Genomic DNA, 16,734 nt, shown 5'->3' with positions numbered 1-16,734 from the left:
GAAGAGGCGGGGATACACTCCGGGGATTCGGCCTGCGTGCTCCCGCCCATGAGCATTGCCAATCGTCTCATGGATGAGATCCACGAGGCCACCCGCGCCATGGCCAAAGAACTCGGCGTGGTGGGGCTGATGAACGTGCAGTATGCCATCAAGGACAACCGACTCTATATCATTGAGGTGAACCCCCGGGCGTCGCGTACCGTTCCTTTTGTGAGCAAAGCCACCGGGATTCAGTTTGCCAAGCTGGCCACCAAGGTGATGCTGGGGAAAACCCTGGCCGAGGTGGGTCTTTTGACAGAGTTTGTGCCCAAGCATATCTCCGTGAAAGAGGCGGTGATGCCCTTTGATCGCTTTCCCCATGTGGACACCCTGCTGGGACCCGAGATGAAGTCCACAGGAGAAGTGATGGGCATGGCCGATGATTTCGGCATGGCTTATGCCAAGGCGCAGATCGGCTCCGGCGATGACCTGCCCCTCTCCGGCACTGTCTTTATCAGTGTCAAAGAGGGCGACAAGGGTCAGATGCTGCCCACGGCCTCCCTGTTTAAAGCCTTGGGTTTCACCCTGATGGCCACCAGCGGAACCTCTGATTTTCTCACGAAAAACGGGATCTCCAATGTTCTGGTGAACAAGGTCTCCGTGGGGCGGCCTCACGTGGTGGATGCCATTAAAAACAAAGAGATTCAACTGGTGATCAACACCCCATCGGCCTCCAGCGAGACCACCCATGATGGGTATAAGATCCGTCGGGCCGCCTTGAAATACAGGGTGCCTTTTGCCACGACCCTGACGGGTGCCATGGCGGTGGCCCGGGCCATTGCCCGATTGAAAGAAGAGAGTTGCGCGGTTAAGGCGCTTCAGGATTATCACATCTAAAAAACCAAGGAAGGCGCGGCCCGTGCCGCGTCTTCCTGTCCGCTTCAAAAAAAGTTCTTTCCAACAATTTTTATTGAATAATCTGCAAACACAGATTAGTTTGAAAGTTGGTTCGGCAGTGCAGAAGGGACGACAGTGGATCTCTATTGAAAGGAGGCTGGAGGCTTCATGATCGAGACGCGATATCTCAAGGATAACATCCAGAATATCCAGAAACTCATGAGCATTCCTGCTTTGAAGAATTTCGAGACCCGTTACCTCGGAAAACTCTTAAAGCTGAGTAAAATCCGTGAGTACGAAGACGGTGAGAAGATCATCAAAGAGGGGGATCGGGATCCCTGGCTCTATTTTCTCCTCGCCGGTTCCGTCCGGGTGTCCAAGGAAGAGGTGGAGATTACCCGGTTGGTCAAGATTGGGGAACTCTTTGGGGAAATGCGGATTATTGACTCCCTGAAGCGCTCTGCCACCGTGACGGCCATTGGTCGGACGACCTGCATTGCCGTCAACACCATGGCCGGGGAAAAGTTGGAAGGGGATGGGGCTGATCACGATGAACGCCTCGATTTTCTTCTGCTTCTCTACCGTATTTTTGCCGAGTACATGTCCATTCGCCTTCGGGCGACCAACGAAGAATTGATCAAGACCAAACAGGATCTTCAGCGCATCAGAGAAGAAAAGATGAATGTCATCATCAGGCGTCACATTGAGGGCTCGCAGCAGTGATGTCGGACGAAGATACCCCCCAGGCTCCAGCCCCTCGCTGGCAGGGGGATCGCTAAAGGTTTTTAGACGTTTGTCAGGACCATCGTCCATTCTTACCGATGCTGCAGGGTTTTGTCCGTGTTTGGATCGCAGATTGTCCGGGAGGCTCCCCTGTCTGAAGATCCAGATGAGAAGGACAAACCATGCGAAAGACTGTATCCTTTACAAAAGACGCCACCAACCTGTTTTTTCATCTCTTGACGGCGTGTAACCTCTCCTGCCGCCACTGCTATATCAATCCCCCCCAGCACGGAAGCAACACCCTGCCCATCGAGACCATTGAAGAATGGCTGGCTCTTTTTGCCTCGCGTTCTAAAGAGGCCAATATCATCTTTCTCGGCGGAGAGCCCACCCTGCACCCGGATCTCGCCCGCGCCGTGAAGACGGCCAGAGCCCTTGGCTACGCCTCCATTACCATCGATACCAACGGGTATCTCTTCCACGATATTCTGAACAAGGTGACCCCCGAAGAGGTGGACGCCCTCTCCTTCAGTCTGGATGGGGCCACCGCTCCAACCAACGATGCCCTGCGGGGTGAAGGCTGCTGGGAAACCTGCGTGAAGGGGATTCGTGAAGGGGTGGCCAAAGGGTTCTCCACCAGTCTGATCTATACGGTGAGTGGGGCCAATCTCCATGAACTGGATCAGATGCCGGCCCTCCTGGAGGCATGGGGGGTGGAACACTTTTTTATTCAGGTGCTGGGGATCCGGGGCAACTCGGCCCGGGAAGAGGCCGAAGAAGAAGGCCTCATGCGTGTGACCCGGGATCACTGGATGGAGGTGGTGCCGAAGGTGGTGGAGGAGGCTGCGCGGCGCGGGATCAAGGTGACCTGGCCCAAAGTGTTTCTCGATGAGGGGGAACCCTTTGAGTGTGCCGGCAACGTGGCGGACAACCTCTTTCTTTTTCCCAATGGCCGCGTCTATCGCTGCCCGCTGTGTGAGGATTATTCTGTTCACTCCATGGTGATTGAGGAGGGCGTGTTGAAAAAGGCCCCCCGGATTAATGAGAGCGATCTCTTTGATTTGTCCATCGCCGAGGGCTGTGTCATGAACCGGATCATTCAACCCGGAAACATTGTATACAAAGAAAATGGTGCCCCGGAGTGGCGTGTTGCCTGTTGCCTTCTCAAGGAAGAGATCACGCCGTAATTCTCGAGTATTAGGCGTATAAACCCCAATATGTTGAAGGCTTCTCCGGGGGGTTCCACTATATCGGGTAGAGTCGGGGCAAGAGAGCGGATGCCCTGATGTTTCGGTACCTTCGGTTTTTCCATCCATTCGTGGAGAAACATCTTGACAGATTTATACGTCATAATAATATAAAATTTACTTCATGAACGATGGAGGATGCGTGACAGATTTGGCACCGAGCAGAAAGGAGCGTGAATACAAAAGGCGTCGAGAAGAGATTCTGGGAGCAGCTCTTTCTGTTTTTGCAGAGAGAGGGTATTACGGCACCACGATGGCTCAGATCAGTCAGCAGTCGGAGTACCCCCTGGGGACGATTTATAAATACTTCACCGGGAAAGAACAGATCTTTCATGACATGGTGATGGATCGAGGCATCCGTTTGGGGCGTCTGATCGCTGAAGCGGCTTCTCGGAAGGAGTTGTCTCCCAAGGAAAGGGCTTACGCCTGTCTCATGGCCAACGCTCAATTCCTGAGAAACAATCAGGCCTTCGTTCGGGTGTATATCTCTCTTCGAAGCAGCGTGGATATGATTCTGGCTCCCGACCTCAATGCGGATATCAATCGCATGCACGACCGAATGGTGGCTGTGTACACCGAGATTTTTCAGGAGGGGGTGGATAAAGGCGAGTTCAGGCCCTATCCTGCCGAGGATCTCTCTTCCCTGTTTTACGGGGTTATTTTTTCCGCTATCTGGCCCTGGGTTTCTGGGAGCCGGGAGACCTATGATATCGAATCCTGGTTGAATCGGTCGTTTGAGCTCCTGACCAAGGGGTTCTGTGTGTCAGAGTGACCGGGGTGTCGGGATAATTATTGACCGACAGGTAAAAATCTGGAATAATGACGCATTAAATTGATAATTAGAGCTTTTCCACTGGTAACATCTATATTTGGAAATCTTATCAGGCATCCTGAGCCTCCAAATCCAAGGTTTGGCCCATCGGAACGGGATGACAGCATCGGTTTTGGTTGATTATTTTTGAGATAAGATAAACATAGTTCTGCTTTGCGTAATAATGATCTGGTGGAAAGGGCTGTAAGGGAAGGAAATCGTACTATATTTTAAAACTGGCAAGGCCTTTAAGATGCCTTAAATAATCTTACAATGTCTTAAAATAAGGAGAGATTTAGGTATGGCACAACAGATTGCAGACCGCAGGGACCAGGATTTCGTTCTTCATGAAGTGTTGAACGTCGCTCAGTTTTCCGAGACCGAAAAATACGGTGACTTCAATAAGAAAACCATCGATATGGTTCTTTCTGAAGCCAGAAAACTTGCCGTCAATGAAATCCTTCCCACCCAGAAGCTTGGAGATGATGAAGGCGTTAAGCTTGAGAACGGTTCCGTTAAAGTTCCCCCCTCATTCCACAAGCCCTACAAACTCTTCTGTGAGAGTGAGTGGGTTGCCATGGCTGACGATCCCGAAGTCGGTGGTCAGGGCCTTCCCCACGCTGTCGCCCTGGCTTGCGGTGAGCTCTTCACCGGTGCCAACTGCGCCTTTCTCATGTACCCCGGCCTGACCCATGGGTGTGGCAACATCATCGCTTCCCTGGGGTCAGATACTCAGAAAGCGCTCTATCTGAAAAAACTCTACACCGGCGAATGGGGCGGCACCATGTGCCTCACCGAAGCCAACGCAGGCAGCGACGTGGGCGCCCTTGAGTCTATCGCCACAGCCAATGACGATGGCACCTACAACATCGTGGGCAACAAAATCTTCATCTCCGGCGGTGACTCCGACCTCGTTCCCAACGTGGTTCACCCTGTCCTCGCCCGTATCGAAGGTGCCCCCGCCGGTACCCGCGGGATCTCTCTGTTCATTGTTCCCAAGCTCTGGGTCAACGAAGACGGCAGCATCGGCGAAGAGAACGACGTTGTGATTACCGGTGTTGAGCACAAGATGGGCATCCATGGTAACGCCACTTGCTCCATCGCTTTCGGCGGCAAGGGAAAATGTCGCGGTACCCTCATCGGTGAGAAGAACAAGGGCATGAAAGCCATGTTCCTCATGATGAACGAAGCCCGTCAGGGTGTGGCGCTCCAGGGTCATGGCTTTGCCACCACCTCTTACATGAACGCAGTGAACTATGCCAAAGAGCGTATCCAGAGCCCCAACCTGCTCTCCATGCTCGATGCAGAGCCCAAAGGTGTGCCCATCATTCAGCACCCTGACGTTCGCCGCAACCTGCTGATCATGAAATCCTATGTTGAGGGCATGCGCGCCCTGATTTATTACATGGGTTACTGCTTTGATAAGGTGGGTACCAGCGAAGATGAGGCCATCAAGGATAAGTTCAACGGCCTCATTGAAATCATCACTCCCGTTGCCAAGAGCTACTGCACCGATAAGAGCTTTGACGTATGCTCCATCGGGATCCAGGTTTACGGCGGGTATGGCTTCATCGAAGAGTATCCCCAGTCACAGCTTCTCCGTGATTGCAAGATTACCGCGATTTACGAAGGGACCAACGGTATTCAGGCCATGGACCTCCTCGGCCGCAAGCTCGGCATGAAGAAGGGCAAGCCCATGATGGACCTGATGGGTGAAATCCAGGCCACCATGGCTCTGGCCAAGGAAGCCGGTCTCGACGATTTGGCTGCCAAGGTTGAAGCGGCTCTGAACAAGGTGGGTGAATGTGCCATGGCCATCGGCGGTGCCGCCATGAGCGAGAAAATTCTCGACGCATTTGGTTCTGCAACGCTCTTCCAGGAGTGCTGTGGCGATCTGATGATGGCTTGGATGCATCTCTGGAGAGCAGCCGTGGCTCAGCCGAAGATTGAAAAAGCCAAGAAAAAGGACAAAGCCTTCTACGAAGGTCAGGTCATGACGGCCAGATTCTTTATCGAGCACATGCTGCCCGTGGGTCTTGGCAAGATGGATTCCGTGAAAGCCCTTACCAGCTCTATCATGGAAATGCCTGAAGACGCCTTTATTGGATAGATGACAGATCACCGATAAGGGATTGATCCCGGATCTGTGATGAACGTTGAACCCGGAAGAGTGTTGCCTCGCATCCTCTTCCGGGTTTTGTTATTATAAGGGGGCCTGGCTTCCAAGGGCCTTGAATAAAAGGACCGATCCAGAGCATAAAAGCAGCCTCCGGCGGCAAGGGCGGGGAAGCCACTCAGGCAAAAACACCTTGAAAGCAGGATGCGAATAACGTTAGATAAACTGTATATTGCCATGCAGCAGTGCGCCGCGGCTGTTCTGAGGCTGGGGCAACGGTTTTTTTTTAACATGGATTCTTTTTGACCAGCAATAACCCGGATGGGCCCCAGAAAAATTGCGCGCCATTTTTTTTGTGGTTTATCAAACTTTGAGGACGTGATCATGCACCAAAAGGCGGGAACCGGTATCGGTAAAGTGGATGAGATCCTCGACGGACTTCGGATCGGGGACAACGTGATCTGGCATGATGACTCGGGAAGCCTCGCGTCCGATTTTTGCCTGAAATTGATGGAAGCCTCCGCCCGGGAAGAGAAACCGGTGATTTATGTCAGTTTTGACCGATCTCCCAACAACCTTGTAAAAAAACTGGGATCCCTTGCCGACGCCCCCGGACTCACCGTTCTTGATTGCTTTACCCACGGCAAAGGGGGGGGCAGTGAACTTTTTCTCAAATATTACAGTTCACCTGAGAAAAATGCCCACGTCACTCTGGTGGAGAATCCTTCGGACCCGGAAGCCCTGACCCGGGCCCTGGAGGAAACGCTCTCCGACAATGGCCTGGACACACGGTTTATCTTCGAATCCATCACCGGCATGCAGGATCTCTGGGGCGATGAGGAGCGGATCCTGAAGTTTTATACCCGCACCTGCCCCAAACTCTATGAACTCAGCACCATCGCCTACTGGCTGATTGAACACCGCGCCCACAGCGATCGCCTCAAGGCCGGGATCGCCCAGATCGCCCAGGTGGTCATCGAACTCTCCGTCAAACGGGGAAAGTTTTTTTTCAACCTCATCAAAGCCGAGAGCCGTGAACACGGGCCCTTGAACAAACCCCAGGGGTACTGGGTGCGCGATGGGGAGGTGGTGTTCGGGTCCGGGGACCAGAAAGGATGGGGCCGCATCGACATCGGAAGCCGCCTCAAGCATTTTCGCACCTCGGCAGGTCTCTCCCAGACAGGGCTGGCCCGTCAGGTGGGGGTCACCCCCAGCACCATCAGCCAGATAGAAAATGGTCAGATTTATCCTTCCCTGCCCGCCCTGTTTCGCATGGCGGAGCTCCTGGCCGTGGAGACGGGTTCCTTTTTTTCTGATAACTCATCCGGAGAGACGACCCCGGTCTATGAACCGTCCCAGTGGCAGGATGTCAATATCCCCGGTATTACCGGAAAAGGGGGGGGGATCCGTCAACTGATTCCGTCGGGGGGCGACACGGGCTTTGAGGTGTGGCTCCTGGAGATTGAACCGGGACGGGTGATCAAACAGCATTTTTTTGACGAGAAGTGCGAAGAGGTCGGCTATGTCATCGAAGGCACGGTTTTTTTCCAGAGCGGCAGCCGGGACCTCGAAGCCGTGAAAGGCTCCCTGATTCACCTGGTGGAACGCACCCCTTCCCGCTGGAAAAACAAAGGGGAGGAGAAGGCTGTGATCCTCTGGCTGAAGCTGCGGCAGGTCTAAACCCGCTTTCGAGGTGCCACACCTCGCCGCCGGAGTGAGTCCGGTTCATGTCAACCCGTGAATGGATACGGAAGCACCGGCAGCTCAAGCCCTTGCGACATCCGTTGCCACCCCTCAGCCGTCACGCGAATGCGGATGCGAGGTGCTAAGAATTTCAACAGCCGTAGAGCATTCGCAAACCCGCTTTCAAGGTGGCCCCACCTTGCCGCCGGAGGCAGGTTTTGCTTTGTACTTTAACCATAGAAGGCTGATTTTATAGGCTGAATTGTTGCCTTTGGAAAAGGATTGCGTGTCATGATGTTGAATGAAGCGTGCGAGGTGGCCGTGGGGTCGGGGAACCCCAACAAGCTGGATGCGGTGAAGCGAGCTTTTGCCGGGTTTCCTGGTTTTGAGGCGGCCTCCTTTGTTGCCAACGCCTCCCCGTCCGGGGTCTCCGATCAGCCGGTGGGGTATGAAGAGACCCTCAAAGGCGCGGACAATCGGGCTTTTGGGGCTTATGGGGGGCGTGGCTACGGGGTGGGGCTGGAGTCCGGTCTGGTGCCCATGGCCGGGACAGACACCGGGTACATGAATCTCACCGCCTGCGTGATTTATGATGGCGTCTCTTTTTATCGCGGTGTGGGACCGGCCTTTGAGTTGCCGGCAGAGGTCTGCCGCATGGTGGTGGACGGGCATTGCGAGCTGGATGAGGCGGTGCATCGGGCCGGCCTCTCCCAAAACGAGCGTATCGGTTATGCGGAAGGGCTCATCGGGATTCTGTCAGACGGAGCCGTCACCCGTGCCGATTACATGGTCCCGGCCGTGACCATGGCGCTGGTGGCCCTGACAGCAGGAGGGATAGGCCGGTCCCATGCGTGATGAGCAGACCGTTTCCGTTCTGGGGCAAGAGCTCTACGCCGTGTGTGTGAACGGGGAAGAAGGGGCTGGCGATCCCATTGTTCTTCTGCATGAGGGGTTGGGCTGTGTGGGGATGTGGCACGATTTCCCTGAGGCGCTCAGTCTGGCCACAGGGCGTACGGTCTGGGCCTGGGATCGCTGGGGTTACGGAAAGTCCTCGCCGCTTACCCAGTGGGAGGCCAACTCCCATTACCCTCTCTATGAAGCGGAATCCATGCTTCCGGCGATGCTGGACGCTCTGGGCGTGGAGCAGGCCCATTTCTTTGGCCACAGCGATGGCGGTACCATCGCCCTTTTGTTCGGGGCCTTGTTCCCCGAGCGAACGGCCGGGATCGTCGTCGAGGCCTGCCATGTGTATGTGGATGCCCTGACCCTCAGTGGCATCGCCGAGGCGGATGCCTCCTTTGCCAGGGGCCTTTTTCGTGAGAAGTTATCCCGACACCACGGCGCCAACACAGAGAAAGCGTTTCGGCGCTGGGCCGATACCTGGCTCTCTTCCGGTCATCGCAGTTGGAATATCACCGGGACCCTGGCTTCGGTGATGGCCCCCACCCTGGTGATCCAAGGGGACAACGATCCCTACGGAACCTGGGGCCAGGTGGCCTCCATCTGCCGCTCTGTTCCGGGGGCCATCTCACTTAAGGTGGAGGACTGCAGCCATGTTCCCCATCATGAGAAGCGGGGACGGGTGGTCGATGCGGTGGTTCGTTTTCTAAGCGGTACAGGCCGGTAGGTACCCAAGGGTTCTCCGGATGAAAGAACGCCGGGGCAACCCTGCTTCTCGGTTTCCTGAGGTCTGTTTTTCTCTTCTTTGTCCCGTCTTGATCCTTCGTTGCAACGGGTGTATAGTGTAATGGCATCAACATATTGGCGTGGCAGCTTTGCCGGGGGGCCTGTCCTTCGGTAAGGGTGAGAACGACGGCCGGGCGCTGCCAACACCGATTCCATCTCTGATGATCCTGTCTTGTGTGTCTCCTCTTCTTTCCCCCCTTCTTTTTCCCGTCCCGTGCCTGATTTGCTTTGCGCCGGGAGGTCGTATGTGCATGATTATTCAAATAGATACTGAAGAAATATCCCATATGGCTCATTTGGAGCGACGTTTTGGCTTTGACCGTCGGGAGCCCTTTGAGCGTCGATTGGGATATGGGTTGCTTCACAGTACCGAAGAGGGTGTTGGGGAGAGCCGATGCAGTTTGGAACGGCGACGTTCCTTCGAGCGTCGTTTCGGGTGGTTCCGCATGGGGCGTTGGAGCAGTGGGTGTGACAAAGGCCCTGCATGAGCGGCTGTCGAGACGGCAAGGGGGTGACAGATGACAATCATTCAGGAGAGGAGAGCGCACCAGAATGCGCGATTTCACTTTGATACCTATCCCAAGTGGAGGCGACGTGGTGACGAGCGGCGCAGCCGTGGGGCTTTTGAGGGCAAAGGTCTTTTTCGCCGACGCCTCGCTGATCGACGGCTTGGCTTTTTAGCGCGTATCTCACGGTATATTTTCCCTCGGGGATTTTCTGAGGAGGGATAATCCTTCAGAGTCTCTGCATCAAAGGGCAGAGTCGGCAGGCCTTCACCAATCCATGGCGGCTTCTTCCGATGTCACACGGCAAGGTCGGGATGGCACGGGGCTTCCACAAGCGTTTTTCAGACCACCTGAAAAGAGGCGGGGTTCATTGTGAACCCCGCCTTTTTTTATCAAAGGGGGGCTTTAATGAGGCTAACCCATCAGAAAAAAGGTGAAATGAGCGTTCCGTCAGGGTACATAAAGAAGGCCCCGAAGAGGACAGAAAAAGGGGCCATGCCGCACTTTTTTCAGGGGCCTAACAAAACGCTCATAAAAACGTATTAAAACGAGTTCAGCCTCGGTGGCTCCAAGACGTTCGATCTTACCCCTTATTCCATGGAGAGACTCATGAATCCCAAAGCGTATATCCTGGTCGTGGATGATGAAGAAGATATTCAGGAGCTGATCAAGTACAATCTCGAGCGTGAGGGGTTTCGGGTGGCCTGTGCCGGCAGTGGAGAGCGCGCCGTCACTATAGCCCGACAGGAAGCCGTGGACCTCATCGTTCTTGACCTGATGCTGCCGGGGATCGATGGGCTGGAGGTGACCCGACTCTTAAAGGGGAACCCGGAGACGGCCGCCATTCCCATTGTCATGCTTTCTGCCAAAGGCGAAGAGGCCGATATCGTGACGGGCTTGGAGCTTGGAGCAGATGATTATCTACCCAAACCCTTCAGCCCCCGAGAACTTCTGGCTCGGATCCGTGCGGTCCGGAGGCGCTCGGAAAAAAAGGCTGAAGCGGCGGAGCCCGATGACGCTCTGATTTTAGGGGCCATTGAAATCCGTCCCGGCAGGGCGCAGGTGAACGTGAGCGGAGAGGCGGTTGAGCTGACGTTTTCAGAATTTTCTCTGCTGCTTCTTTTGGCCCGTCGCCCCGGGTGGGTCTTTACCCGGTCACAGATCGTGGACGGGATTCGCGGGGACAACTATGCCGTAACAGACCGCAGTGTGGACGTGATTGTGGCGGGGTTACGTAAAAAGTTGGGTGCCTGCTCACTCTATGTTGAGACGGTTCGGGGGATTGGTTACCGGTTTAAAGAGATGTGATTCGGCCTCCCCTCCTGCCCTTGAAATGCATGGACCCTTGATACAGGCAAAAAATCTATGATACGACGTAAACGACTGTTCTGGCAACTTTTTCCTTCTTATTTGGGCATCATCGTTGTCGCGCTGATCGCGGTGAGTTTTTTTTTCCTGGCCTCCATGAAATCCTTCTATCATCAACAAACCCTACAGGATCTGGAATCCCTGGCAGGGGTCATGCGCCTTCGGGTCGCCCCCTTGATAAACGAGGCGCGCTTCGGGCGGGTGGATGCCTATTGCAAGGAGGCGGCCCAAAGCGCGGGGAGCCGCGTGACGGTCATCGATCGTCATGGACGGGTTCTGGGGGACTCCACAAGGGATCCGGCCACCATGGAAAACCATGGAAACCGTCCGGAAGTGGTGGCAGCCCTGGGGGGGAAGACCGGCTCTTCCCTCCGCTTCAGTTCGACCCTGTCCACCCACATGATGTATGTGGCGGTTCCCATGGAGAAGGAGGACGGGGTGATCGGGGTGGTTCGAACGGCCTTGCCCATGACGGCATTAGAGGAAGAGGCCCGCATCGTGCGTCTTCGTATTGGCCTTTGGGGGGGGATCACGGCCCTGGTGGCAGCGCTTATCACCCTGATGGTCTCGCGGAAAATCAGTCGGCCCATTGCCGAGATGCAGCGAAGCGCCCGTCTCTTTGCCGAGGGAGACTTCCGTCACACCCTCTACGTCCCGGATTCCCATGAGATCGGTGGCCTGGCAGAGTCCATGAATCAGATGGCGCAGCAGCTTGATGAGCGGATTAAGACCACCACTCGCCAGAGAAATGAAATGGAGGCGGTGCTCTCCAGTATGGTGGAAGGGGTGATGGCCGTGGATGAGCATTTTACCATCATCAGCATGAACACGGCGGCCCGCGGAATTTTTGGGGTGATTCCCGGCGAGGGGGTGGGCTTTGGCGTGTCCGAAGCGATTCGAAATATGTCCCTTCTCCGCTTCGTGGAGAAGGCGTCCGGCACCCTCGGGACCCTGGAAGAGGACATGAAGCTCTGGGATGATCGGGAGACCCTCCTGCATATTCGGAGTACGCCCCTGCGTGGGGTGGGAGAGGTGCGTCTCGGGACCCTGCTTGTGTTTGATGATGTGACGCGAATGCGTCAACTTGAGACCATGCGGCGAGATTTTGCCGCCAACGCCTCCCACGAAATGCGCACCCCGCTGACGTGTATCAAGGGAGCCGTGGAGACCATTCTTCTGGAAAAAGAGGTGATCCCTCCAAGGCATGATCGCTTTTACACCATCATCGAAAAAAACGTGGATCGGATGGCGCAGCTGATTGAAGACCTGCTTGAGCTTTCCCGCATCGAACAGCAGCACCCGGGAGGTTTTCCGTTGAGGGTGTCCCCTGTGGACGCGGTGTTGGCCTCCAGCCTCTCTCTTTTGTCTCCACGCGCTGAGGAGCTGGAGCTCATCCTTGAGGTCACAGGGGACAAGGGGGCTTTGGCTCAATTTGACCCCAGGCTTCTGGAGCGGGCGGTGGTGAATCTTCTGGACAACGCCATGAAATACAGCCCTCCCCGGAGCACCGTCACGGTCTCTGTCGAGACCAGGGACGATCGGGTGGAGATTGCCGTCTCTGATCAGGGATGCGGGATCCCCGCTGAACACATTCCTCGGCTTTTTGAACGGTTTTACCGCGTGGACAGCGCCCGGAGCCGCGCCCTGGGAGGCACGGGCCTGGGGCTGGCCATTGTAAAGCACGTGATGCATCTTCTTCAAGGGGAGGTGCGGGTGGAGAGTGTCCCTGGGGCGGGGTCTGTGTTTACCCTGAGCCTTAAGGCCTGACCCGTCGGGGAGGGTGTTGAGATGAAAGAGATGAGGGCAAAAGCCCGAGACGACGGGAGACATTCTCCGTGGGTGTCTCGGGCTTTTTTTGTCTAAAAAGGGGGGGCGATTCGAAGAGGGATTACCGGCCCTTGACCCAGAGGAGGCAGCCCCCTTTATGGAGAGGCAGTTGCATGACAATGGTGACGGGGAGCATGGAGAGGGCTTCCGGGAGATGGTCCCGGGTGTTGCTCTGCATCAAGAGGGTATCAAAATCCGGGTCTCCACCTTTCAGGATGTCGTAACAGCGTTCCAGATTGTCCATGGGGGGCAGGTGAAGGTGTCCGTAAAAGCAAAGGGAGGCGCGAAGTTGACGATCCACACCGAAGGCTGCCGTTTTTTTGTGGGGGTGGGTTTGGAATGCGGTGATCAGTGGTTGAATCTCTGCCTGTTCCTCCACTGGCATGGTGGCAAAGGGGCCGTGTAACAGGGCGACCCAGAAAATGGCGGTGAGGGTGATAAGACGCCCCGTTCGGGTTAAGGGAATGCTTTTTACCAGGCAGGTCATGGCCGCCAGAAGAAATCCCGCGGCGGCGAGGATGGTGTGGGGACCGTTCGTGAGAAGCCGTCGCAGCAGCTCATTTTCCGCCGGGTTGATCAGGGGACGAAAGGCCGGTGAGAGGGCCATGAGAAAGAGACCGCCAAGAACCACGGAAGACCAGAGGGTGGCGTAGTGATGCATCCACCTGGGAAGCGTCCCGTGAAAGGCAAAGGCTGCCATAAGGGCCAGCGGGGGCAGCATGGGCGTGATTCCCGTGGTACCGGAGAGCAGGGGGACAAGGGCCGAGAAAAACCAGGCGGCGAGGAACAGAGGGGTCTTGTCAACCCCTCTGTTTTTTAGGGCTCCGGCGAAGGAGGACCCCATATAGAGGCAAAAAAGAGGCGTCCAGGGCCAGGTGAGGGCCAGGGCGTTCAGCATCAACGTCGGAAGATCAGGGGAGAGGGTGGGGGTGCCCAAAGGAATCCAGAAGCCATCATTTAAGCGGGGCCTGGGGTGAGCGATGATCTGGGTGGCGATGCCGGCCCCTGTGAGGACAAGGAATGCCAGGAGCGCGGTCAGGTGGAAAAAAAGATACCGAACCCCTGTGGCAAGGCTTGGTTTTTGTGTGGCGAGAAACCAGATGAGACCGAAGCCCCAGAGACACCCGGTGAGGGCGAGGCCATCCCAGGCACCGGTAAGAAAAGCGCCTGCCGTTGCCACTCCCCCCCCAAGGAGCCACAGGGGCGATTCGTCGAAAAAGGTGAGGGAGATGGCGATCACCGAGGCCAGGAGGAAAAACCCAAGGGCGGCATCGCGTCCGATGCTGCTGGAATCCAGGGCAAAGCCGGGCATCGTGGCCAAAAGAGCCACGGCCAGGAGGGCAAAATGCCTGTTTCCATATCGCCGGGCGAAAAAATAGAAGAGCACCAGGGTTCCCAAGCTGAAAAGAGCGGAGGTAAGGCGAAGGGAGGCCCTATCGCCGATGGAGGGACCCATGACATGGGTCACCAGGGCGGCGGCCATGGGATAAAGGGGGGGAAGGTCCGTCAGGAATTCATGGGTGAGGTCCAGGGAGCGATCGGGGGAACCGGTCATATCAAGAGCCGCCGCCGCCGCGATCGGGTCGTCGGTGACAAAGGGAGCCTCACCCCTCATTCCCGCAAAGGGGAGAACAAAAATCACCATCAGCAAAAGGGTCAGAGAAAGGGCGACCCGTGATTTGTCGATTCGGACCATGGTTGTCTGCAGTATAGGCCCCAGCGGGGGAGGGTGGGCCGATGTTGATTGATGATGGCCTGTGTGCGTACGAAGGCCTGTCCAGGCAAAGGAAAAGAGGCGGTGACAGGCGTACGATGATAAACTCGTTTACTTAAAAAGCCAATGTTATCAGTTGAGAAGCATTAGATATTGAAGGCAAAAAGTCAAGAAGATTTCATGGGGATGTTTCGGCAGGAAACCGGGACAGGGGAGAACGGGGAGACGCCGGAATGATTCGGTGCCGGGGTCTCCCCGTTGTGGGTTTAATCGAAGGTCTCGGTGTGCCGGATAATCTCGCCGCGTCGCATGTAGATCACCTCTTCGGCGATGTTGGTGGCGTGGTCGGCCATGCGTTCCAGATGCCGGGAGACGAGAAAGAGGTTGATGAGGTAACCGGCTTTATCCGGGGCTCTGGAGATGGCCTTTTTGATGCGGTCGTAGGCGTTGTTCCGCATGGCATCCACCTCCTCATCCATCTGGCGGACCCGTTCTGCCTTCTTATCGTCCTGGCGCACAAAGGCATCCAGGCTCATCTTCAGCATGAGGCCGGCTTTTTCCGCCATGGGGGTGTAGTCGCAGGTAAAATCAGGGGCCGGTTTGCCCGCCAGGGTTTTGATGCGCACGGCAATATTGACGGCCTGGTCGGCGATGCGTTCCAGATCGTTGTTGATCTTGATCACCACCACCAGGAATCTCAGGTCGCTGGCCACCGGCTGGTACAGGGCCAGGACCTTGAGGCACTCCTCTTCGATCTGTACCTCTTTCAAATCAATCTCCTCGTCTTTATCGATGATCTCCCGAGCCAGTTCCACATCCATTTCATTTAAAGCGCGGATGGCCTGTTTGAAACGGTTTTCGGTGAGGGCGCCCAGGGAGAGGAGCATGTGACGGATTTTATCGAGTTCCCGTTGCAGGTGAATGGTCATGGTTGGTTTCAATCACCCGGCAAGCGGGTGCCTCCTTGAAAGTTATCCGAAACGTCCGGTGATGTAATCTTCGGTCTCTTTTTTGATTGGCTTGGTGAACAGGGCGTTGGTTCTGCCCACCTCAATGAGTTTGCCCATGTAAAAGAAGGCGGTGGTGTCTGAGACACGGGAGGCCTGCTGCATGTTGTGGGTGACGATGATGATGGTGTAGCGTTCTTTCAGCTCGAGAATTAATTCTTCGATCTTTTGGGTGGCGATGGGGTCCAGGGCCGAGGCGGGTTCGTCCATGAGCAGGATCTCGGGTTCTACGGCCAGGGCCCGGGCGATGCACAAGCGTTGCTGCTGGCCCCCGGAGAGCCCCAGGGCCGGCTTGTTGAGGCGGTCCTTGACCTCCTCCCAGAGGGCGGCCTGCTTGAGACTCTTTTCCACCCGAGCCGCCACCATGGATCGGTTTTTCAGGCCGTTGACCACCAGGCCGTAGGCCACGTTGTCGTAAATGCTCTTGGGAAAGGGGTTTGCCTTTTGGAACACCATGCCGATGTGGCGGCGCAGGGAGACCACGTCGATTTTTTTTCCCAGGATGTTCTTCCCCTCAAAGACCACCTCCCCCTCGCTGCGGGTTCCAGCCGTGAGGTCGTTCATTCGGTTGAGGCACCTCAGAAAAGAGCTTTTACCACAGCCGGACGGGCCGATAAGGGCCGTCACCTCACGCTGGGCAAAGGAGAGGGAGATCTCGTGAAGGGCCTGAAAGTCGCCATAGAAAAGGCTCAGGTCCTGGGTCTGGATGATGGTGTCGTGGGTTGTTTTATTCTCTTGGGTCATATGGTTTCATTCCTGAAAAAGCCTCCGGCGGCGAGGTGGTGCCACCTCGAAAGCAGGTTTGCGAATGCTCTATGGTTGTCGGTACTCTGGACACCTCGCTTCCGCATTCGCGTGAAGGATGAGGGGATGCCTCGAACGCCGCAAGCGCATGAGCTGCCGGTGCTTCCTTGTCAATTCACGGGTTGACATTAACCGGAATAACTCCGGCGGCAAGGTGTGCCCCCATGTCACGGCGTAGCCGCAGGCGAAGACGGAAACCGTATAAAGGGTCTGTCCTTTGGTAACCGTGTCGAGGTGAAATGTAGGGTGCGCCGTGCGCACCGCTTAACGTCCGATAAACCTGCAACGCCGCATTTTGTGATAAATGTTGAGACGGGGCCGGCGGTTTGCGTGACGTTGAACGCTGCGGGAGCCGCACCCTACGGG

At 55.9% G+C, this 16,734-nt stretch carries 15 protein-coding genes; 12 read left to right on the top strand and 3 right to left on the bottom strand.

Features of this window, described 5'->3' with window-relative positions:
- The 12 genes from Q1Q75_RS12270 to Q1Q75_RS12215 all read left to right on the top strand — a co-directional run.
- Window positions 1-876 (top strand): ATP-grasp domain-containing protein (locus Q1Q75_RS12270; protein ID WP_300670868.1); only part of this gene is annotated, 876 nt, incomplete at its 5' end.
- A gap of 168 nt (window positions 877-1,044) precedes the next feature.
- Window positions 1,045-1,599 (top strand): cyclic nucleotide-binding domain-containing protein, encoded by a 555-nt coding sequence (locus tag Q1Q75_RS12265; protein WP_300670866.1) that lies wholly within the window; start codon window positions 1,045-1,047, stop codon window positions 1,597-1,599.
- A gap of 182 nt (window positions 1,600-1,781) precedes the next feature.
- On the top strand, window positions 1,782-2,786 hold the full coding sequence (locus Q1Q75_RS12260; protein ID WP_300670864.1) for a radical SAM protein: 1,005 nt from the start codon (window positions 1,782-1,784) through the stop codon (window positions 2,784-2,786).
- A 202-nt stretch (window positions 2,787-2,988) separates the two neighbouring features.
- Window positions 2,989-3,618 carry a TetR/AcrR family transcriptional regulator gene (locus Q1Q75_RS12255; protein ID WP_300670861.1) on the top strand — a complete coding sequence of 210 codons (630 nt, stop codon included), beginning with the start codon at window positions 2,989-2,991 and terminating at the stop codon, window positions 3,616-3,618.
- Between the two features lie 340 nt (window positions 3,619-3,958).
- Window positions 3,959-5,767, top strand: a complete 1,809-nt coding sequence (locus Q1Q75_RS12250; protein WP_300670859.1) for an acyl-CoA dehydrogenase — start codon at window positions 3,959-3,961, stop codon at window positions 5,765-5,767.
- A gap of 390 nt (window positions 5,768-6,157) precedes the next feature.
- Entirely contained in the window at window positions 6,158-7,453 is a 1,296-nt protein-coding gene (locus Q1Q75_RS12245; RefSeq protein ID WP_300670857.1) for a helix-turn-helix domain-containing protein, read from the top strand.
- Between the two features lie 294 nt (window positions 7,454-7,747).
- Window positions 7,748-8,311 carry an inosine/xanthosine triphosphatase gene (locus Q1Q75_RS12240; protein WP_300670854.1) on the top strand — a complete coding sequence of 188 codons (564 nt, stop codon included), beginning with the start codon at window positions 7,748-7,750 and terminating at the stop codon, window positions 8,309-8,311.
- Window positions 8,304-9,083 carry an alpha/beta hydrolase gene (locus Q1Q75_RS12235; protein ID WP_300670851.1) on the top strand — a complete coding sequence of 260 codons (780 nt, stop codon included), beginning with the start codon at window positions 8,304-8,306 and terminating at the stop codon, window positions 9,081-9,083. Before Q1Q75_RS12240 ends, Q1Q75_RS12235 begins: the two co-directional genes overlap by 8 nt.
- A gap of 310 nt (window positions 9,084-9,393) precedes the next feature.
- Window positions 9,394-9,630 (top strand): hypothetical protein, encoded by a 237-nt coding sequence (locus Q1Q75_RS12230; protein WP_300670849.1) that lies wholly within the window; start codon window positions 9,394-9,396, stop codon window positions 9,628-9,630.
- 64 nt (window positions 9,631-9,694) lie between these two features.
- Window positions 9,695-9,823 carry a hypothetical protein gene (locus Q1Q75_RS12225; protein WP_300670847.1) on the top strand — a complete coding sequence of 43 codons (129 nt, stop codon included), beginning with the start codon at window positions 9,695-9,697 and terminating at the stop codon, window positions 9,821-9,823.
- A 434-nt stretch (window positions 9,824-10,257) separates the two neighbouring features.
- On the top strand, window positions 10,258-10,956 hold the full coding sequence (locus Q1Q75_RS12220) for a response regulator (RefSeq protein ID WP_300670845.1): 699 nt from the start codon (window positions 10,258-10,260) through the stop codon (window positions 10,954-10,956).
- A gap of 57 nt (window positions 10,957-11,013) precedes the next feature.
- Window positions 11,014-12,783, top strand: coding sequence for an ATP-binding protein (locus Q1Q75_RS12215; RefSeq protein ID WP_300670842.1), 1,770 nt, complete (start codon window positions 11,014-11,016; stop codon window positions 12,781-12,783).
- A 121-nt stretch (window positions 12,784-12,904) separates the two neighbouring features.
- On the opposite strand, the gene Q1Q75_RS12210 is transcribed toward Q1Q75_RS12215, so the two are convergent.
- The 3 genes from Q1Q75_RS12210 to pstB form a co-directional block, all read right to left on the bottom strand.
- Complete coding sequence (locus Q1Q75_RS12210; RefSeq protein WP_300670840.1) at window positions 12,905-14,539, bottom strand: glycosyltransferase family 39 protein; 1,635 nt, start codon at window positions 14,537-14,539, stop codon at window positions 12,905-12,907.
- A 284-nt stretch (window positions 14,540-14,823) separates the two neighbouring features.
- Window positions 14,824-15,486: a phosphate signaling complex protein PhoU gene (gene phoU, locus Q1Q75_RS12205; RefSeq protein WP_300670837.1), complete on the bottom strand. Its 663-nt coding sequence runs from the start codon at window positions 15,484-15,486 to the stop codon at window positions 14,824-14,826.
- A gap of 42 nt (window positions 15,487-15,528) precedes the next feature.
- Window positions 15,529-16,308 carry a phosphate ABC transporter ATP-binding protein PstB gene (pstB, locus tag Q1Q75_RS12200; RefSeq protein ID WP_300670834.1) on the bottom strand — a complete coding sequence of 260 codons (780 nt, stop codon included), beginning with the start codon at window positions 16,306-16,308 and terminating at the stop codon, window positions 15,529-15,531.
- Between the last annotated feature and the right edge of the window lie 426 nt (window positions 16,309-16,734).

This window comes from Desulfoluna sp. (assembly GCF_030145185.1).
Classification (GTDB): domain Bacteria; phylum Desulfobacterota; class Desulfobacteria; order Desulfobacterales; family Desulfolunaceae; genus Desulfoluna.
Note: the sequence above shows the minus strand (reverse complement) of the source record. Positions and strands in the feature narration are given on the sequence as shown.